The organism is Blastococcus sp. CT_GayMR16 (assembly GCF_004570875.1).
Classification (GTDB): Bacteria; Actinomycetota; Actinomycetes; order Mycobacteriales; family Geodermatophilaceae; genus Blastococcus_B.
Window position 1 is genome coordinate 88,550 of sequence record NZ_SPQK01000001.1, and the last position, 18,079, is coordinate 106,628.

Genomic DNA, 18,079 nt, shown 5'->3' on the forward strand with positions numbered 1-18,079 from the left:
GGCGCTGCCGGCTAGCAACCGGCAGCGCCACCCGGGGACGGATCAGCCGCCGAGCTCGCTCAGCAGGCTCTGCATCTCCTCGATCTCCGCCGTCTGCGACTCGACGATGTTGGAGGCGAGTTCCACGGCGTCCTGATTGGACCCGTCGGCGATCTCCGTCTGTGCCATCTCTACGGCGCCACGGTGGTGCTCGGTCATCATCTCGAGGAACATGCGGTCGAACTCGGCACCGGACGCCGCTTCGAGCGTGGCCATGTCCTCCTCGGACATGCTGCCCATGTCCATGGATCCAGAGCTGTGGTCCATGCCCTCCATGTCCATGGACTCCGGCGCCGGCTCGCCCCAGGTCTCCAGCCACCCCGTCATGGTCTCGATCTCCGGGTCCTGGGCAGCCTCGATCCGGCCGGCCAGATCGATGACCCGAGGGTCTTGGGCGCGACCGTCGGCGAGCTGGGCCATCGCGAGTGCGCCCTGGTGGTGCGGAATCATCCCCTGGACGAAGGTGACGTCGGCGTTGTTGTGGGCGGTCGCCTCGTCGGCGGATTCCGCGCTGCTGCTGCTGGCGGCATTGGAACCGGCATTGTCGTCAGAACAGCCGGCCAGGACGACGGCACCGATGAGAAGGCCGCCGGCCAGGCGGACGAGTCGAGTGGTCGTGCGAGTCATTGCGTTACTCCTGTCAATGGGATGTAGGCATGCCAGATCGGCCCCGGACAGCGGGTCCGGGGAGCGGTCTTCGGCCTAGATCCGCAGCAGACAGAGTGCGGACAGATCCGGTGGGCGAGGTGGCCTGAACCAGCCGCGTGCCCACGGCACTCCGCCGAGCACAGTGCGAACGGCAGCCATGTCCCCTCGACGGGCGAAGATGGCGGCAGTCAGCAGGCCGATGCCGGCGAGGATGACCGCAAGGCAGGCGGCAAAGGCATGCATCGCCATTTCGTGAGGAGCTGACTGCCCGTCAGGCGCGACATCCCCTGCGACGAATGGGTGCACGGCGGCACCGTCGTCGGCACTGAGGCCGGCCACGCTGTCGGCCACCGCGGACGTCGCCGAAGCGTACGGCGCATGCGTCATGGCCGGTGCTGTGGAGCCCTCGGCGGCCATGGCCGGGATGCCGTGCATGGACAGCACGGCAGCAAGGAGGAGCAGCACGGACAGTCGTCGCACCGGTCCCCCTCCCCGTCTTCCGCTCTGGTCCACACCGTACTACGGGCCGTAGTACGTGCCGCGCGCGCCGAGGAGGCAGCGCGCCCGGATCAGAGGACTCGCCGGGCTCCCGCGTACCCCGCCATGTCGACGCTTCCCACCTTCACCGGCTCACCGGACGTCGATGCGTGCACCATCTTGCCGCCGCCGATGTAGATGCCGATGTGACTGACCGGGCTGTAGAAGTAGACGAGGTCACCGGGCTGGAGGTCGGCACGTGCGACCGCCTGTCCCATCGTCGATTGCATCTTGCTGGAGTGCGGCAGCTGTACGCCCGCGGCCGCGAACGCGTACTGCGTCAGGCCGGAGCAGTCGAACGAGTCCGGGCCGGCGGCCGCCCACACGTAGGGGTCCCCCAGCTGGGCCATGGCAGTGTCGACGATGGTCTGAGCGGCCGCGCTACCCGCGGCCACCGTGGCCGGTGGCGGCGCCTCCAGGGATGCGCCGCCATGCGCGTCGTCGGCCTGCTGCTGTTCCTCGGTACTCAGAGAGTTGTACTGCTGCTGGAATGCGGCGATCTGCGACTCGAGCTCGGTCTGCTTGGCGGCCACCGCGTTGACCTGGGCCTGCGCCTCGGCAGCCGCTACGTCGGCCGCGGTACGTGCGTCCTGAGCCGCCGTCCGGGCAGCGCTGACCCGCTCGAGGAGGTCATTGTGGTGGCCGGCGACAGTTTCGAGGAAGGAAACTCGGTCGAGCAGGTCCTCCGGGGAGCTACTGGTCATGAAGGCGCTCAGGGACGTCATCCCTCCGCCGGTGTAAGCGGATTCCGCGACTCCGGCGAGCTGATCCCTGAGGGTCGCGAGCTCCGCGTCTGCCGCTGCGATCTGGTCCGCGGCTGCGGAGACCGCGCGCTGCTGCGTGGCAAGGATCTCCCGCGCCTCGTTGAACTCCTCGGTCAGCGCTTCAAGTTGATGACCTCGTTCGGCGACCAGCGAGGCCGCCTCCTCCGCGGTACCCGGATCACCGGGTGCGGCGGCCGCCGTGATCGGCGACAGCCCGATGACGCCCGCCCCAGCAAGGGACATGAGGACCATGAAGGTCGAGCGCTGAGGACGTCGGACATAGCGGGGCGCGCGCGAGTGCTGTGCAGTCGCCACGAGTGGCGGCTCTCCTGTCTTCCATGGCCGCCTACCGAGTTAGCTGACGGATTCGGGCGGGAAGTCGCCCTACCCGGGCGCCGAAAGGTTCGGCGATCCAGGATTCACCCCAGTGCTGCGGTGGGTCCCCGGCCCCGGACGCGATGGATGCGACACGGGCTCGGCGGCGTCCAGGCCGGGCCCCCTGCGGGAGCAGCTGAGCGACCGGACCAACCGAAGATAGCGGCGTTACCTTTCCGTGACAACAGGTCCTATGCGTGTCACATAGTTGGCCCTGTTCGTGACCCCGAACCCGGGGAGGCGACCATCGGGGACGCGACATCGAGGCCGGTCAGCAGACCCCTATGTAGGGTAGTAGGACGACCTCCGCCGCACGTCAGGATCGTTGTTGTCCCACAGCCGTCATCCGCTGCACCGCAGCGCCCTTCTCCTTGCGGCAGCGGTGGCCCTGAGCGGGTGCACCTCCCCAGACACCAGGAGCGACGCGGCAGCTTCGGCGCAGACGTACGACGCGGCCGACGTCGCCAGCTGCGATGCGGTCGGCGACGCGGGAGTGGGATCCGACCAGGGCGGCCTACCGGATCTTCAACTGCCGTGCCTCGGCGCGGGACCGGACGTGTCCCTCACTCACCTGGCAGGACGCCCGACGCTCATCAACCTGTGGGCCAGTTGGTGTGGACCCTGCCGCGAGGAGATGCCCTTGCTGCAGGACGCCTTCGAGGAGGACGGGGACCAGATCCGCTTCCTGGGGATCGTCACGCGCGACGAGCCGTCCGTGGCCATCGACTTCGCCTCCACGATCGGGGCCGACTACCCCCATGCGGTGGACACGGACGGCGCCTTGCTCGACGCCCTGGGCGTTCCTGGCCTTCCCGTGACCCTCGCGGTCGACGCCAGCGGACGGATCGTCGCCAAGCAGATCGGCCAGATGGACGCCTCCGAGCTGGCGTCACTCATGGATGCATTGATGGAGACGCCCCCTACCGAAGGGCCGACGAGGTAGCTCGCCATCTCGGGCCTCGGAGATCCCGCCGCTACTATCCGCACAAGTAGTTTGTCGTTGACGGTGTCGGCTGGTGTTCGGGAGCCAGTTCCTCACCGACGAGGGGAGAACACGGCATGCCACGCTTGGGCACGCTCGAGGCGGCCGTGATGGACGTCCTGTGGTCAGCCGACGGGCCCCTCACCGTCCGGGGAGTTCTGGACCGGATGCCTGCGAAGCGAAACCTGGCCTACACGACCGTCATGACGGTCTTGACCAACCTGCACCGCAAGGGCATGGCCGACAGAGAGCCCGCCGGTCGGGCCTTCAGCTATCGCCCGACGCTCACACGGCAGGGAGCGGCAGCCGCCTCGTTGCGGGAGATCCTGGACGCCTCCGACGATCCTCAGTCCGTTCTCCTGCACTTCGCCGAGACGGCCACCGAGGAGGAGTCGGCAGTCCTGCGCGATGCGTTGGCGCGCCGCGAATCTGAGTCGTGACCGGGATTCTCGCCCTCCTGGTGGGCAGTGCGGTGGTGGGTCTCCATGGCCACCGGCCGCTGATGTGGCTGGCAGACAGGCGCGTCGACCCGACGGTCGTGTTGACCGGGTGGCTGCTGACCACCGTGGGACTGGTGGCGTCCGCGGTGGCCACGATCAGCCTGTTGGCGCTCCCCGCTGACGAGCACCACTCCTCGGGCATCTTCCGGTTGGCCGGAGGATGTTGGACGGCAATCTCCTCGGGATCCGTTCCGAGATGGCGAGAGGCTCTAGGAGCGTTGAGCGTTCTCGGCGCAACAGCCATCCTGCTGAGGCTCGCGTGGGCCACCAACCGGCGGATCGGGCGCCTCCGCGCGCAAGCACCGCACGTGGCCCAGCTTCGCCTATTGGCCGGCCGTGCAGATCCGGAGGAGCCCCTGTGGGTTCGCGACGATCGGCCACTCGCCATGTCCATCGGCGGTCGTCCGGGTCTGATCGTCATGAGCGACAGCCTTCGGGACCGTCTCTCGCCGGAGGCGTTGGCCGCCGCGCTCGAGCACGAACGAGCGCACCTCCGTGGGCGGCATCACGCGCTCATCGCCGTAGCGGAAATTTTTGCGACGGCCCTACCAATCTGCCCGTTGCTGCGAGCTGCCCCGAACGCCATCAAGGATCTCGTCGAGCTTGCGGCCGATGCTCAAGCGGCTCGGCGCTGCGGGTCGGACGCCGTTCGTGAGGCGCTGAGCCGACTGACAGGGCAAGCCGCTCCCGCTCTCGGGCTGGGCATGGCTGGACGATTGACGCAGGCTCGACTCTCGCGTCTGGGGACAGGCAAGCCTGCGGGACACCGGGGTCTACGCCTAGTGGGATGCGTCGCCATTTCCCTCGGCGCGCTCATGCTCCCGGCGGCCGCCGGATGGCTGGCATTGAACATGGTCGGCTGCGTCGTCACCTGAGCTCCGCCCGACTACTATGCGCGGTAGTGCAACCGCCCGCGGCAGCCCTCCGGGCGGTCGGACCGTGACGAACGCGAGGACGCGGAGGGGTCAGATGAAGACCACCCGTCGATCGGCACCATGACCAGTCGCCGCGGGGGAACATCCCTCCGAGACCTCTGGCCACCTCGACGCGTGGCCGTGGCGCTCATCGCAACGGTCGCCCTGGCCCTGGCCGTGGGCGTTCCGACCGGAATCATCCCGACGCCGCTGTACACCCGCATGACGCCGATCCAGTGGTGGAACTACCCCGGCTGGGCGGCCACGTCGATCCTCGGCGGCCTGGTCACTGCGACCTACATCCGTCGGCTTGGCGACGACTCCGCGCGGAGCGGGGCCGTCGCGGCCACCGGAGGCGGGCTCTTCGGGGCATTCGCCGTCGGCTGCCCGGTATGCAACAAGCTCGTCGTCGCGACGCTGGGCGCGTCGGGCGCCATGACCATCTGGGCGCCGCTCCAGCCCGTACTCGCAGTGCTGACCGTCGTGGGCTTGTTCTGGGTGCTGCGACGTCGACTCACCAATGAGTACGCCTGCTCGGTAAGTGGATCACCACGCCCGGACGCCTCCGCTGCCGCGGGCAGGTCGCGCGAGGCTGATGCTGAGTCCTCGGCCTCCGAACCGTCGTCTTCCCTCACCGCAACCCTCGAACCGCAGAGGGCGAACGCCGCCCCCGACTGAACGCACGGAGCGTGCTCGCCGGCCGGCGGATCGCACTGTCGCCTGACTCTGAGGCGCTCTACTATGAAGCCTAGTAGGCTCGCGGGCATGCGTCTCGCGGGGGCCGGTGCTCCGCTGGTCGGATTGCCCGGGTACGGCACGTGACGCTCCTGCGCGATCGCCCAGGCGCCGGCATCGTAGGAAGCGGCGTCCGCTTGGTGCGGCGGCCGGGCCGGTGGGTGCGTCGATGGTGGCGGGCGCTGACGAGCATGCGGACGGCGATCATCCTGCTGTTCCTGCTCGCTCTGGCCGCGGTGCCAGATTCGCTACTCCCCCAACGGTCACTCAGCCCCAGCTCTGTGGCGATGTATTACCGCGACCACCCCGGTCTCGCGCCCGTCCTGGACCGCATGGGCATGTTCGAGGTGTTCTCAAGCCCGTGGTTCGCCGCGGTATACCTCCTGCTGTTCACCTCACTCCTGGGCTGCCTGCTCCCTCGGACGACGCCTCACGCGCCACACCAGCCACGACTCCGGCGTGACGCTGCGCGCCTTCTTTGCGGCGGCTTGGTCCCCCCCTAGGGTCTACGAAGCAGCGTAGTAATGAACAGGGGGCTCGAGGTGCGGTCATGGTCGGGTCGACGTGGCCGACGCGCGCACCCACCGGGAGCGGTCAGCGACCGGGCTCCGGCCCTGCTGGCCGCGGCGGCGCTCGGCGCAGTCCTAGCAGGGGTGGTCACCGTCAACGGTTCGGCCCCCGACACCCAGCCGCTCGACGTCAGCGCGGCCTACGGGCTCGGCTCAGGAGACGCGGCAGAGTTCGCCGAGGAGACGGACCCCCGGCGCAACGTGGCCCTCATGGCAGCCTCCGCCCGACTCGACGAGGTCCAGGCGAGCCGAGCCGTGCGCGAGGCCGAGGAAGCACAGCGGCGAAGCCTCCCGCTGCGCGGGCGCCTCACGACCGCCTTCACGATGCGCTGGGGGGAGATGCACTGGGGCATCGACATCGCCGCACCGATGATGACGCCGGAGTATGCGGCGGCTGCCGGCACGGTCCTCGAGGCCGGGCCGGCCTCCGGGTACGGGAATGTGGTCTACATCCAGCACCTCAACGGCGACGTGACGGTGTACGGACACATGGAGGAAGTGCTCGTCGAGACCGGCCAGCAGGTGGAGAGCGGTCAGCTCATCGCCCGCGTCGGATCGCGAGGGTTCTCCACAGGCCCGCACCTTCATTTCGAGGTGTGGGCCGGTGGACTCGACGGTCGACGGGTCGATCCCATCGACTGGTTGGCCGAGCAGGGCATCACGTTGTGAGAGCCCACTAGGCCTGTTAAATCTGGACGCCCCACTGACGCAGGTAGCCCAGCGGGTCGACCGGTTCCCCGTTGAGACCCCCGATGCGAACCTCGAAATGAAGGTGCGGCCCAGTGGACTGGCCGCGATTTCCGACCAGTGCGATGGTGTCGCCGGCCCGGACGACCTGACCGGCCGAGACCAGGATCTTCTCCATGTGGCCGTAGACGGTCACGTCGCCGTTGGCGTGCTGGATGTAGACAGCCAGCCCGAACCCGGAGGCCGGTCCGGCTTGGAGCACGATTCCGTCCATCGCCGCGAACTCGGGCGTCATCATCGGTGCGGCGAGATCTACCCCGGCGTGCAGCGTTCCCCAGCGCGGGCCGAAGGAACTAGTCATACGTGCGGCGTCGACGGGCATCACCGCGGTGGGCCTGGCGGCCTCTGCCGCCGCCTTCGCCTCAGCCGCCGCCCTCGCCTCAGCCTCCGCGCGCGCGGCCTGCTCGGCCTGGCCTTGCGCCTGGGCTGCAGCAGCCTGCTCCGTCTCACGCTCTGCTCTGCTGACCGCGAGCTGCTCGAGCAGGTCGCCCTCGCGGGTCAGCGATCGATCCTCCAGGGGGCTGGAGGAGTCGATCCCCAAGGCCCTGGCCACGCTCACCGATCGCGAGTCCGGTTGCGCGCCCTGCGCCGCCGCGGGCGGCTCGCCTGCAACGAGGACGGTCATACCGAGCAAGCCGGCTGTGGCGACGGCGAGCAGCGCACCTGGCCGAGCTGCCGCTCTTCGAGGGATTGCAGCCGAGGCGAGCGCGGCCGTGCCGGTGACCGGGGGCGCCGCGTCGTCGCCGAGAAGTCGTGCGTGGTTCAGGGTCGCCACAGGTGGCGGCTCTCCGTTTCTTCCTGACCGCCTACCGAGTTAGCTGACGGGTTCGGGCTGGAAGTGCCCTACCTGGCGCGGGAAGAGCGCGCAGGATTCACCCCAGGGGATCCATGGGTCCCCGGTCCGTCACGTGTCACCGCGACGGTTCGGCGGTGTCCTTCCGAGGTCCTCGGTCGAGGAGCGGTGCCCGGTGGACAGATTCCGACACTACTACGATGCGACTTAGTTGACACTTGTGCTCACCAGGCACCCAGCCCGCGGTCGGGCCAGAGAGCCTCGTGGTCACGAGCCGGCGTAGGAGTGCAGGCCCGTCGCTAGGTAGTTCACGTAGAGCAGGTTGAAGGTCATGGCGGTCGGGCCGACCACGTTGATCCAGGCTGCGGGTCGGCCGCGCCAGCCCGCCCGTCGATCGAGCGTGCAGGTACGCGGCGTACATGACCCAGGCGATGAACGCCCAGGTCTCCTTCGGGTCCCAGCCCCAGAATCGTCCCCAGGCACTCTCTGCCCAGATGGCGCCAGCGATGACGGCGAACGTCCAGATGGGGAAGCCGAACACAGCGGTGCGGTGCCCGACCGCATCCAGCGCCGCCGCGCTCGAGTGACGGGAGGTCCAGCCGGAGATCGGGCCGCCGGCCGGACGCGAGGCCCCGTCGGCACGGAGGCGGAGGAGATCACGGAGGCGGAGGAGATACAGCGCGTTGGCGATACCGCTGACCATGAAGGTGCCGAAGCCGACCATTGCCGCGGTCACGTGAACGGCAAGCCACGCCGATCGGAGTGCGGCGACCAAGGGTCCCGCCGCGGTGTAGAGGAACAGGCCGATGAGAACGAGGGCTACAGCTGCGGGTCCGCGACGAACAGCCCCGGTCGCCTGCTCTCGCGAGACCGATGCAGCGTGACGAGGAAGGCGACGACTCCCACCAGGACGACAGCCGTACCGAACTCGTCCACGTTGCCCCAGGGCAGCCGTCGAGTCGCCAGTCCCCGAGTCACCAGGACGCCGGCCTGAGTCACAGCGCCGAGGAGGGTCAGCCCCACGGCGACGGTTCCGAGCGCCGCGCCACGATGCGCCGCCGGAGGCCTGGTTCGGCCCGCAGTGCGACCGCGTGATGTCTGCGCGCCTCGCGAGGAGCCGGACAGGAACGTGGCCGGAACCGGGCGCACGACAACTTGATCTTCGTCGGACAACGACGCAAGGGTCTCTGGCGCCATCGGAGTCTCCGATGGGATCGACCAGCGACATGCGCAGCCACGTCTACTATTTGTCATAGTAGATTCCGGAAGCCGTCGGCACGGAGCCAGCCTCTTGCCCTGGCAAGCCACGTGAGCGAGCCGGCAGCCCCGCCCGTCGTCCAGAGGTGAGCGAATGTCCCCCAAGTCTTCTCGTCGAGGCTCGTCCGCCGGACGCGGACGCAAGCCAGTCAAGAACGCGAGGCCACCCCGGCCCTCTGCGTCAGCGTCCGCGCCGACGCGCGGGCGCCCGGCTGCCGTGACAGAAACGCCTGTGCTCAGCCAGCCCTTCGGCGCTTTTCAGCCAGCGTCGCCGAAGGCGGTTCCGGTCAAGCAGCCACTCGCCGTCCCGCCACCGACACCGACGGACAGCGATCCGCGGGCCGTCCAGCTGAGGGACGCCGCCCCCCGTGCCGATGGTCCCAACGCCCCGCTCGCGACCGTCCGGCCGGCCCTGGTCAAGGTCGCACCCACCCAGCCACTGACGGTGGCATCGTGGTCGTGCGAGCCGGCTCAAGACCTCGAACCCCAGGGGATGGGCCTGACCTACTGGTTCGATGCCGCACCATCGGGTGACCCCTACTCGGTCGCCGTCCGGTTCACGGGCAGACGTCTCCCTGCGACGGAACCCGGGCCGGCTGACTCGTTCCAGATCACCCAGACCCTCGACCGCGTCATCCCCGGCAGCGGTCGTATCGCCCTGACGGCCCGCGTGCCGAAGATCGCGCCCGGCGAGTGGCGCGTCACCGCCACACCCGTTCGCGATCAGTCGGACCCGGGCGCCGCAGCTGGTTCACCGCATGGTCCGGAACTGCTGCCGACGGCGACGGCCACCGGAACGACGATGTACCTGCCGGCCGTGGGTGTGTGCGCTCCGGGAGTCCGCATGGGGGCGTGGCCCACGCTGGTGGGCCTGGGCGCACTCGTCGCCTTCGTCGTCCAAGGACTCCTCGCCGGCCAGCGTGGCCTCCCCACCGGACGAGTCCTCCTGGTCTCCGTCATCGCGGCATTGGTCGGTGTGGTCGGCGCCAAGATGTACTACCTCGCCACCCACAGACAGGAAAAGGCACCCGTCCTCAGAGCGGGCATGTCGGTCCAGGGCTTCGTTCTCGCCGCCTTGACCACCCTCGTCCTCGCGGCGTGGTGGTCGAACATCCCGCTGGCCCCGATGCTCGATGCCAGCGCACCAGGACTTCTCTTCGGCATGTCGATCGGTCGGCTGGGCTGCCTGCTCGGGGGCTGCTGCGCCGGCCGCCCCACAGCATCCCGCTGGGGAGTCTGGTCATCGGACCGGCGGGTCGGCGTCCGGCGGATACCCGTCCAGCTGATGGAGTCGAGCATGGCCGGCGCCGTCGCCACCGCCACATTGATCGCCGCGGCCACCGTGAACCCGACCGTAGACGGGTTGCTACTCGTTGCCGGGCTCGCGGCCTACATCCTCGGCCGTCAGTTGCTGTTCCCACTGCGCGGACTTCCGCGCCTGACCAGCTGGGGGCGGCGCACGACGCTGACCCTCTCCGCGCTCGTGCTCGTGGTGTCCCTCGCCATACTCGTCGATGCGCCCCTCTAGCCCGGGCTGTCGCGGCAGGACGGTTCTCGTCGTGGCGGTGATCAGCGCGCTGGTCCTCGCAACGGTGCTGGCCCTGATCTTGTGGCCGAACCCGCCCTCCCCACAGGGGAAGATCGCGCCCGCGGTGCTGCAGAGCTCGCCGCCGGCGCCGACCTACACGGATGTGCCCGAGAACGAGGTGATCCAGGCCCACGCCGCGCTGCACGGCTTGGGCGAGGCGTGCGGAGTCGAGACGTCGTCCCGATCCCTGGAGACCGTAGAGCGCCAACTCGCCGTACTGCTGGCGTTCGCACGGAGCCATCCCGATGGCGCGTTCGAGATCGACGACGAGGACGGCGCCGCCCTGTCCCTGCTGCTCGTGCTGAAGGAAGAGCTACGGTCGTGCGATCCGTCCCAGCTCCCACGCGTCGAAGCACTGCTTCCTCCGCGGTTTCGGGGAAGTGAAAGTCCCGACTCATGACGCCTGCTGTACCGGCGCCTCATCGAGCTACCGAGAGCGGCGGCGCAAACGCCGCTACGATGCTCAGTAGTTGACCGCTCGGACGGAGTCGTGCGCTCCGCGGGCGATCCGGCCCCGGCCGACGGCCTGGCGAACCGGACTTCCTTCGATGCACAGACGGGCACCGCGGATCACCATGGCAAGCCCCGGCACCACCGCCTTGTCGCTCGCGAGGGCACCGCATCACGGCCCCGCCGCGGCGCACCGTCTCAGACGACCGGGCCGGATCTCACCGCCTTTCGGGCTCTCGGCGGCCCGCGGACTCGCGCAGTGGCCGGCCTTGCCGCCCCACGGTCTCCAAGCCCTGTGAGCGCCGGACGGCGCGACATGTGGCTGCGCGCGAGTGCCCTCGTAGCGCTGATCACTGTCGGCACTGCCTTCGCGGCGACGACCTCCGTGCCAGACATCAGCGCCGTGCGAGCGTGGCTAAACGCGACGGGGCCTGCTGCGTGGTTGTTGATGGTCGTCGGCCTGGGGCTGGCTCTCGCGACGCCCCTCCCCCGTTCTGTCCTCTCGGTGCTGGTGGGCGCGGTCGCCGGATTCCCGCTCGGCCTCGGGATCGTCGTCATCGGCAGCGCCCTCGGCGGCGTGTTGGGCTACGGCGCGAGCCGTGTCCTCGGGCGGGCTGCGCTGGTGCAGGTAGCCGGCGTGCGGCTCGGCCCCATAGAGGAGTTCCTGCGACGCCGTGGGTTCCCGGCGGTAGTCACCGCCAGGGTCATGCCGATGGTGCCGTTCATGGTGGTCAGTTACGCCGCCGGCCTGACCGGTGTTCGGCTGGCCCCGTACACGGCCGGGACCCTGGTCGGCCTCCTGCCGGGATCGATCGTCTACGTGGCCATCGGCTCAGCCACGGCACTGGTCGACTGGTCGACGCGGTCCGTCACCAGCGCAGTCGTGGTCGTCGGCGCCGTGATCATTGCCGGCGCGATGGTGACCTGGCGGCGCCGTCACCGCGAGGGGGCCCCCGACCCTCTGCACAGCCATCAGGCAAGTCGCACGGCGCGTGGAGCCTCGGGCACCGGTGACGCACGGTCAGGCACGCCGAATGCGGTCAGCGCTGGCGATGCAGGCCAGCCAAGGTGACGGTGACGAGACGTTGGACCGCAGCCTGGGACGAGAGGCTGCCCGCGGCACCCAATGCGTGCAGGCAGTAGCTCGCGAGCTCGTCGGGCGCGACATCGTCACGGAGTTCCCCAGCCGCAGCGACCTCGCGCAGCACATCCTCGATCAGACCGACAAGCTGCTGCTGCGCTCGACTGACGTGATCTCCCCGATGAAGGAGTGCGCCCATCTCCTCAGTGCCATGTTGTTCACGGCGGTACGCGATCATCGCGTACGCGTGCAGCACCGCCTCGAGCCGCTCAGCCGGGTCTCCCCCTCCGTCGCGGAGTTCAGCCAGGTGATGGAGGTGACCGGCGACGTGGCGCTGGTGAGAGGCGTACAGGATGGCTTCGACGTCGGGGAAGTACTTGTACAGCGTCGCGCGCCCAATGCCGGCCTTCTCGGCGATCTGCGACATGGTCACCGCGAGCAGCCCATGCTCGGCCACCAGTTGCCACGCCGCTTCCAGAATCGCGTCGTGAACGGTGCGCCGATGCTCCTCGATCGTCTGGGTCCACAGCTTGGGCACCGGCGAAGTATACGGGTCGTCACGGTCGAGACACCATGAGTTGACCGAGACAGAGTGTATCGATAGCGTTCCGATCGCCGGACCGGCGACACATGCGTCCGCCCTTCAGGAAGGACCTCCCATGGCCGAGCCAGGCCCTCGTTCAGAGGCCGCCCACGAGACCCCACCCCGCATGCCGCGCTGGGTCAAGATCGCCGCGATCGTCGTCGGCGTTCTCGTCCTGGTGTTCCTCGTGCTCCAGCTCACGGGCATCGCTGGTCAGCATGGTCCGGGCCGTCACTTCTCAGGGATGGGTCCGACCGGCACTACCGAGGCGGCCGCGCCCGCCGTCGGATGACCATGCCGCCGCGGCTTCGCAAGGCGGTGCTGTCGACGCACGTGGCCACGTCGGTGGGCTGGCTTGGCGCCGTGGTCGCCTACATCACGCTCGACCTCACCGCCGTCACCAGTCGTGACGTCGAGCTGGTTCGGGGCGCCTACGTGGCCATGGAATTGATCGTGGGGTACGCGATCGTGCCGTTGGCCCTCGCCTCGGTGGCTGTCGGGATCGTCAACGCGGTCGGCACGTCGTGGGGCTTGTTCCAGCATTACTGGGTGCTCGTGAAGCTGCTTCTTACGCTCGTCGCAACCGGCGTCCTGTTGCTGGAAACACGAACTGTTCACTCCTTGGCTGACTCGGCGGCGACCGCTGTCGACCCACGGGACCTTCCCGGCTCGCTGCCACACTCCATCGGCGGGCTGCTTCTCTTGCTCCTGATCCTGTTCCTCTCGATCTACAAGCCGAGGGGACTGACCCGGTACGGCTGGCGGAAGCAGGGGGAACAGCGGCGGCAGCGCACGCAAGCCGCGGTGATCGAGAGATAGTTCTCACCTCGAAGCCGCCACCCTCGGCCCGGCCCAGGACGACCGGGACGGCGGGTCGCTCGCACTGTGCGTACCTGGAGTAATGACACGGGCCGCTGGGGCGGTCTCCTCAGGAACCCTCGGTGAGGAGCCCTCGAATGTCACTGATGTACTGGTCGACGGTCGTGCCTCCGCTGTGGAGAACGGTGGACTCGTCATCCGGGCCAAAGAGGTACACGACACCGCTGTGCTCCAGTTCGCCGTCCTCGTGCGTCGGCTCACCCGCCGGGTCGACGTGGCCTTCGGTTCGTGACAGGTGCAACTGGTCAAGCACTGTGTCCGTACGGCCGTCGCCTCCGATCAACCCTACGAAGTCTTCGTCGAACCGGTCGAGCCACTCGCGCAGAACCGCGGGGGTGTCGTTCTCCGGATCCTCGGTGACGAACACGACCGTGACCTTCTCGCGTTGCGACGCCGACAGCTCGCGTCTCGCCGTGGCTAGATCAGCCATGGTCGTCGGGCAGATGTCGGGACACTGCGTGTAGCCGAAGAACAGGGCCGTGACGCCCCCGTGGTCTGCCCGTAGGTCGTACGGCCGGCCCTCTGTGTCGGTCAGCACCAGCGCTGGGCGCGGCACAGGGGGGTCGGTGAGCAGTGTTCCGGCGAAGCCGTCGGCCGACTGGGCGCTGACGACTTCGCCGACTGGCCCATCGGCGGCCGTACTGGAGCAGCCGCCCAGGCTCACGAGTACCAGGGCGGCCGCGGCGCACCGGCGAACGGCGCGCATTCTGCGTACCGAACCGTGAACGTCGCGCCGTCGTCGTCGCTGGTCCAGATCCCTGCGTCGGACACCGCCACGTACCCGGTCTCGACGCCCGGCAGAGGGAACGACGGCAAACGCCTCCGGTTGACCTTTCACTGAGCCGTGCGCGGGTTCCGCGCCCACGTCCGCGCCGCTCGACGGACGCGGGCCCGATTCGCCGGAGCTCGAGGAGCAAGCAGCCGAGCTCAAAGATTGAGCCACCACCCCGGCGACGCAGGTGCGACGTGAACGAGACATGAGGCCTCCGGGGCCATGCGCTTACGGTGCACCGTCGACGTCGAAGTACGCCTCCGGCACCTACCATGCTAGGTAGTGCATTGAGCGCTGGCCGTGCGGGCTGAGTTGCGCCAGCGCTACGCGGCTCACCCTGCTCGGCCGCAGGCGGGACGCGGATGGGACTGCCCGGACTTCGGTTGACTCTGTCCGGTAGGGGCGATCAGGTCGCGTGAGCGGCCCTGGTCAGTGTCTCGAATTCGATGGGGGTCATGCGGCCGAGGGTGTCTTGGCGTCGGCGGCGGTGATAGGTCCTCTCGATCCAGACGACGATGGCCAGCCGCAGCTGCTCTCGGGTCTGCCACCGCTGGCGATTGAGGACGTTCTTCTGCAGCAGACTGAAGAAGGACTCCATGGCGGCGTTGTCCGCGCAGGCCCCGACCCTGCCCATGGAGCCGCGCAGCTGCGCGTTCCGCAGGGCCCGGACGTAGGCATGGGAGCGGAATTGGCTGCCGCGGTCGGAGTGGACGATCGTGTCGACCGAGCCGCGGAGGGCCAGGGCGTTGGCCAGCGCGTTGACCGCGAGGCCGGCGGTCGTCCGCGGGCCGATGGAGTAGCCGACGATCCGCTTGGAGCAGGCGTCCTTGACCGCGCAGAGGCAGAGCTTGCCCTCTGCGGTGGGGTGCTCGGTGATGTCGGTCAACCAGAGCAGGTTCGGCGCCGGCGCGGTGAAGTCGCGCAGCACCAGGTCGCCGTGCACCGGCGGTCCGGGCTTGCGGTTCAGGCCGTGCTTATACGAGTGCACCGACCACAGCCGCTGCGATGTGCAGAGCCGGTTGACCCGGTTGCGGGAGGCCCGCACTCCCTCCTCGGTGACACTTGCGCAGCTCGCGGTTCTCCGCCTCGAGGTCACCGCCCGCACCGGCGTCACCGGTCGACGAGGGTCCGCCGGACAGGCCGTCGTCACGGTCGGCGATCTTCAACCACCGGGCGAGACAGGACTCAGAGACCCCGAAGCTCCTTGCGACCTGCGCGATCGACTGATCGCCCTGCCGGGCAACCGCGATGACGTCACGCCGGAACTCCTTCGGGAACGGCTTGGGCACGGTGCTGATCCTTCCAGCGAGGCCGCAGCCTCACAGGCAAGGAGTCAACCGAACCCGGGGCAGTCCCCATCGAGCAGTTGCTGGCTGTGCTGTTGTGAGGCCGCCGTGCCCGCCGGGATCAGTCGAGCGACGTCTCAGTGACATGCGATTGCGGCAGCAGGACCAGGACCGCACCCGGTGTCCAACTCGGGAGCACGGCGTGCGCGTGGGTCTGCTTGCGCTGGGGACGACACCACGGATCAGCCGTCGCCGGTGGCGACCCTCGCAGGTCGGGGGCCCCGGTTTGAGAAGGCAATAAGTGGGGGTTAAGTGGGGCACCGCCACGACGGGCGTACCTAGGGCCCTCCGCAAGTCCGTGCCCTGCGCTTTTGCTCCCCCGAGTGGACTCGAACCACTAACCCTGCGATTTGATCTTGTGCAGTTGGGTCGCGTTGGGACACGTTGAAACCCCAGGTCAGGCCGGGTGCGAATCGTTGGTTGCGGCTGTTGGGGACGACTGGAAACGGGTGTATTGGGTGCGTAAAGGGTGCCCGATCCCGGGAGTCGAGCGCTTGCGACTGACCCTCCTCTCCCCCGCCGGCATGGTCGGATGCGGGCCTCCTGCCGTCTCGGTCGACCGGGAGCAGTAAGCCGTGTAAGGCGGCATTGGCGGGAGAGGAGCGCGCGGATGCGCTGCTCGCAGGCCGGGTGGGATGCGAGGAGCCGCCGCGGCCACCTGCAGGCGCCACAGGCCTCCTCGACGAGCAGCGCCCGTGGGTCTGCCGGCCGGGTGCTGACACGCGCGGTCCTCGCAATGGCCGCACAACCCCTGGGGCATGGGGCCGGTGCGCAACGCGTCTCCGACGCAGTCGATAGGAAAATCCGCCGCCCCTGTCACCAAACGGTCCGAAACAGCGCCTTCTCCGGGTGAGAGCAACAGCCGCCGGGTGGGAGCGCCGATGTCGAAGCAGGACCGGACCGCACGCACCACCGACACGTCACCCACTCCCGAATCGGACGACGCTGCTGAGCGCCGAGCGACCGGCGACAGCGACGACGTCGCGCCGATCGGACAGTCCGTCCGCCCCTGGGTTCTCCAGGCCCTCGTCGCCGCCTACGGCGGGGACACCTACCGGCTGCTTACCGATCTCGCGGACCTCCTCGAAGCGAGCGTCGCCTACGTCGACCGGCCCACCGTCGAGGCCCATCTGGAGCGACCGCTGTCCGACGGCGAATGGTCGGCGGTCGCCGCCCAGTTCACCGCCATGGCCTTCGACGAGCACGTCGGGGATGCCGGCACCCTTCGCACCGACTGGATCGAGAACAGGCTGCACCGAGCCTGCGTCGCCGGCCGCACCCTGCGCGCCACCGGTAGGTCGGGTCCACCGCGGCAGCCGAGGCGGCGATGAAGGTCAGCCGCACCTGCCCGGCCTGCGGCTACACCGCCGACTACTCCAGCGCCCCACTCGCCAACGCTCGTCATCCTCGGCACTCGTGCGTCAAGCACCGGCGCGGCCTCGATCAAGCCCGCCGCCGAACCGAGCGACTTCTGGCGCGAGTGACGCGCGAGTGCACCCATCCGAAGGCTCGCCACGCACACGGAACCCGTGCCGCCTACGTCAAGGACCGTTGCCGTTGCACCAAGTGCAGCGCCGCCAACACCGCCGCCGGCCGCATCGTCACCCGAGAGCGGATGTACGGCCGCTGGCAGCCGTACATCGACGCCGACCCGGTCCGCCAGCACATCGCTGCCTTGCGTGCGGCCGGGATCGGTGTCGAGCGCATCGCTGCCCTCGCCGGCCTCTCGGTCAGCCACACCCGTGAGCTGGCCGAGCCCGGCCGCGGCAAATCTCGAGGAACGCGGCGGGTCCGCCCAAGCACGGCCACGCGCGTGCTGAGCATCGGCATCAACGAGACCAGCCGGGCGCCGCACAGCCGCGTCGACGCCACCGGCACCCGCCGCCGCCTACAAGCCCTCATCGCCATCGGCTGGCCGGCCAAGCTACTGGCGAACCTGCTCGGCCGCCGCCCGAACAGCCTCCAGCGCAGCATGACCGGCCAGTCGGTCACCGCCCGCACCGCCCACGACATCGCGACCCTCTACGAGCGTCTGTGGAACAGCCGACCACCACGGATGACCGGCAAGCAACGTGCCGCCGCAGACGCCGCCCAAGCCCACGCCGCGGCACAAGGCTGGCCGACACCGCTGGCCTGGGACGACATCGACACCGACCCCACGCCGCCAGCCCTGACCGCCAGCCCTGTCCGACAGCACGAGATGGACGAGATCGCCATTGAACGTGCCGTTGCCGGTGACAGCATCTCCTACGACGACCTCACCGCAGTCGAACAACAGGAGGTCGTCCGCCGTCTCACCGCCCACGGTAGCTCTATCCGAGAAATTGCTGCCCGGCTCGGCACCACGAAGCGCACCGTCTCCCGCCGGCGCGCATCCTTCGGCGCGGCTTAACCACCGAGCTGCCGACGGGCCCGGCCCTCACCGCAGCGACCGACCGGTTCGCAAAGTCCGAGGTCAGCCTCGGCGGCGACGAGGATCTCCAGCCTTTCAAGCTGGCCATGCCGGTTCGATCCCGGTCA

General features: G+C 69.1%; 21 protein-coding genes, 1 pseudogene and 2 riboswitches. Of the genes and pseudogenes, 13 read left to right on the forward strand and 9 right to left on the reverse strand.

The window, feature by feature from the left end; genetic code table 11:
* Positions 1-42: 42 nt before the first annotated feature.
* The 3 genes from E4P38_RS00485 to E4P38_RS00495 all read right to left on the reverse strand — a co-directional run bounded on the left by E4P38_RS00485 (position 43) and on the right by E4P38_RS00495 (position 2,303).
* Positions 43-666 (reverse strand): DUF305 domain-containing protein, encoded by a 624-nt coding sequence (locus tag E4P38_RS00485; RefSeq protein WP_135129764.1) that lies wholly within the window; start codon positions 664-666, stop codon positions 43-45.
* Positions 667-741: 75 nt separating this feature from the next.
* The gene (locus E4P38_RS00490) at positions 742-1,152 is read right to left on the reverse strand and encodes a DUF6153 family protein (protein ID WP_135129765.1); all 411 of its coding nucleotides are present in this window, start codon (positions 1,150-1,152) and stop codon (positions 742-744) included.
* A gap of 104 nt (positions 1,153-1,256) precedes the next feature.
* Positions 1,257-2,303, reverse strand: a complete 1,047-nt coding sequence (locus tag E4P38_RS00495) for a C40 family peptidase (protein ID WP_245160700.1) — start codon at positions 2,301-2,303, stop codon at positions 1,257-1,259.
* Positions 2,304-2,316: 13 nt separating this feature from the next.
* Positions 2,317-2,479, reverse strand: a riboswitch (cyclic di-AMP (ydaO/yuaA leader).
* Between the two features lie 377 nt (positions 2,480-2,856).
* Between E4P38_RS00495 and E4P38_RS23295 the strand changes: the two genes are divergently transcribed.
* The 6 genes from E4P38_RS23295 (at position 2,857) to E4P38_RS00525 (ending at position 6,732) form a co-directional block, all read left to right on the forward strand.
* Positions 2,857-3,306 carry a TlpA disulfide reductase family protein gene (locus E4P38_RS23295; protein ID WP_280791037.1) on the forward strand — a complete coding sequence of 150 codons (450 nt, stop codon included), beginning with the start codon at positions 2,857-2,859 and terminating at the stop codon, positions 3,304-3,306.
* Positions 3,307-3,422: 116 nt separating this feature from the next.
* Positions 3,423-3,785, forward strand: coding sequence for a BlaI/MecI/CopY family transcriptional regulator (locus E4P38_RS00505; RefSeq protein WP_135129767.1), 363 nt, complete (start codon positions 3,423-3,425; stop codon positions 3,783-3,785).
* The gene (locus E4P38_RS00510; protein WP_135129768.1) at positions 3,782-4,720 is read left to right on the forward strand and encodes a M56 family metallopeptidase; all 939 of its coding nucleotides are present in this window, start codon (positions 3,782-3,784) and stop codon (positions 4,718-4,720) included. The genes E4P38_RS00505 and E4P38_RS00510 overlap by 4 nt, the downstream gene beginning before the upstream one ends.
* A 174-nt stretch (positions 4,721-4,894) precedes the next feature.
* Complete coding sequence (locus E4P38_RS00515; protein ID WP_209308852.1) at positions 4,895-5,437, forward strand: hypothetical protein; 543 nt, start codon at positions 4,895-4,897, stop codon at positions 5,435-5,437.
* 248 nt (positions 5,438-5,685) lie between these two features.
* Positions 5,686-5,997 carry a cytochrome c biogenesis protein ResB gene (locus E4P38_RS00520; protein ID WP_135129769.1) on the forward strand — a complete coding sequence of 104 codons (312 nt, stop codon included), beginning with the start codon at positions 5,686-5,688 and terminating at the stop codon, positions 5,995-5,997.
* Between the two features lie 21 nt (positions 5,998-6,018).
* Complete coding sequence (locus tag E4P38_RS00525; RefSeq protein WP_135129770.1) at positions 6,019-6,732, forward strand: M23 family metallopeptidase; 714 nt, start codon at positions 6,019-6,021, stop codon at positions 6,730-6,732.
* A gap of 16 nt (positions 6,733-6,748) precedes the next feature.
* On the opposite strand, the gene E4P38_RS23690 is transcribed toward E4P38_RS00525, so the two are convergent.
* The 3 genes from E4P38_RS23690 to E4P38_RS23315 form a co-directional block, all read right to left on the reverse strand.
* The gene (locus tag E4P38_RS23690) at positions 6,749-7,585 is read right to left on the reverse strand and encodes a M23 family metallopeptidase (RefSeq protein WP_280791031.1); all 837 of its coding nucleotides are present in this window, start codon (positions 7,583-7,585) and stop codon (positions 6,749-6,751) included.
* Between the two features lie 14 nt (positions 7,586-7,599).
* A riboswitch (cyclic di-AMP (ydaO/yuaA leader) is annotated at positions 7,600-7,750 on the reverse strand.
* Positions 7,722-8,378, reverse strand: coding sequence for a cytochrome c biogenesis protein CcsA (ccsA, locus tag E4P38_RS23310; RefSeq protein ID WP_245160701.1), 657 nt, complete (start codon positions 8,376-8,378; stop codon positions 7,722-7,724). It overlaps the preceding riboswitch by 29 nt.
* A gap of 44 nt (positions 8,379-8,422) precedes the next feature.
* Positions 8,423-8,602: a hypothetical protein gene (locus tag E4P38_RS23315; RefSeq protein ID WP_245160702.1), complete on the reverse strand. Its 180-nt coding sequence runs from the start codon at positions 8,600-8,602 to the stop codon at positions 8,423-8,425.
* A gap of 751 nt (positions 8,603-9,353) precedes the next feature.
* Here E4P38_RS23315 and E4P38_RS00540 point away from each other — a divergent pair.
* From E4P38_RS00540 to E4P38_RS00550, 3 genes are all read left to right on the forward strand, one after another.
* A complete protein-coding gene (locus E4P38_RS00540) occupies positions 9,354-10,388 on the forward strand; it encodes a prolipoprotein diacylglyceryl transferase family protein (protein WP_135129771.1) in 1,035 nt (344 codons plus the stop codon).
* Between the two features lie 31 nt (positions 10,389-10,419).
* Positions 10,420-10,848, forward strand: coding sequence for a hypothetical protein (locus tag E4P38_RS00545; RefSeq protein WP_135129772.1), 429 nt, complete (start codon positions 10,420-10,422; stop codon positions 10,846-10,848).
* 345 nt (positions 10,849-11,193) lie between these two features.
* A complete protein-coding gene (locus E4P38_RS00550; protein WP_135129773.1) occupies positions 11,194-11,970 on the forward strand; it encodes a TVP38/TMEM64 family protein in 777 nt (258 codons plus the stop codon).
* On the opposite strand, the gene E4P38_RS00555 is transcribed toward E4P38_RS00550, so the two are convergent.
* Positions 11,939-12,517, reverse strand: coding sequence for a TetR/AcrR family transcriptional regulator (locus E4P38_RS00555; RefSeq protein WP_135129774.1), 579 nt, complete (start codon positions 12,515-12,517; stop codon positions 11,939-11,941). The genes E4P38_RS00550 and E4P38_RS00555 overlap by 32 nt on opposite strands.
* 121 nt (positions 12,518-12,638) lie before the next feature.
* Between E4P38_RS00555 and E4P38_RS00560 the strand changes: the two genes are divergently transcribed.
* The gene (locus tag E4P38_RS00560; RefSeq protein ID WP_135129775.1) at positions 12,639-12,854 is read left to right on the forward strand and encodes a hypothetical protein; all 216 of its coding nucleotides are present in this window, start codon (positions 12,639-12,641) and stop codon (positions 12,852-12,854) included.
* The gene (locus E4P38_RS00565) at positions 12,851-13,381 is read left to right on the forward strand and encodes a hypothetical protein (protein ID WP_209308853.1); all 531 of its coding nucleotides are present in this window, start codon (positions 12,851-12,853) and stop codon (positions 13,379-13,381) included. Before E4P38_RS00560 ends, E4P38_RS00565 begins: the two co-directional genes overlap by 4 nt.
* A gap of 109 nt (positions 13,382-13,490) precedes the next feature.
* On the opposite strand, the gene E4P38_RS00570 is transcribed toward E4P38_RS00565, so the two are convergent.
* Both E4P38_RS00570 and E4P38_RS00575 read right to left on the reverse strand, forming a co-directional pair.
* Positions 13,491-14,147 carry an SCO family protein gene (locus tag E4P38_RS00570; RefSeq protein WP_135129776.1) on the reverse strand — a complete coding sequence of 219 codons (657 nt, stop codon included), beginning with the start codon at positions 14,145-14,147 and terminating at the stop codon, positions 13,491-13,493.
* 472 nt (positions 14,148-14,619) lie between these two features.
* Positions 14,620-15,502 (reverse strand): annotated as a pseudogene (locus E4P38_RS00575) (IS3 family transposase).
* A 938-nt stretch (positions 15,503-16,440) separates the two neighbouring features.
* Between E4P38_RS00575 and E4P38_RS00580 the strand changes: the two are divergent.
* Complete coding sequence (locus tag E4P38_RS00580) at positions 16,441-16,890, forward strand: hypothetical protein (RefSeq protein WP_135129777.1); 450 nt, start codon at positions 16,441-16,443, stop codon at positions 16,888-16,890.
* On the forward strand, positions 16,887-17,951 hold the full coding sequence (locus E4P38_RS00585) for a helix-turn-helix domain containing protein (protein ID WP_135129778.1): 1,065 nt from the start codon (positions 16,887-16,889) through the stop codon (positions 17,949-17,951). The genes E4P38_RS00580 and E4P38_RS00585 overlap by 4 nt, the downstream gene beginning before the upstream one ends.
* Positions 17,952-18,079: the final 128 nt, after the last annotated feature.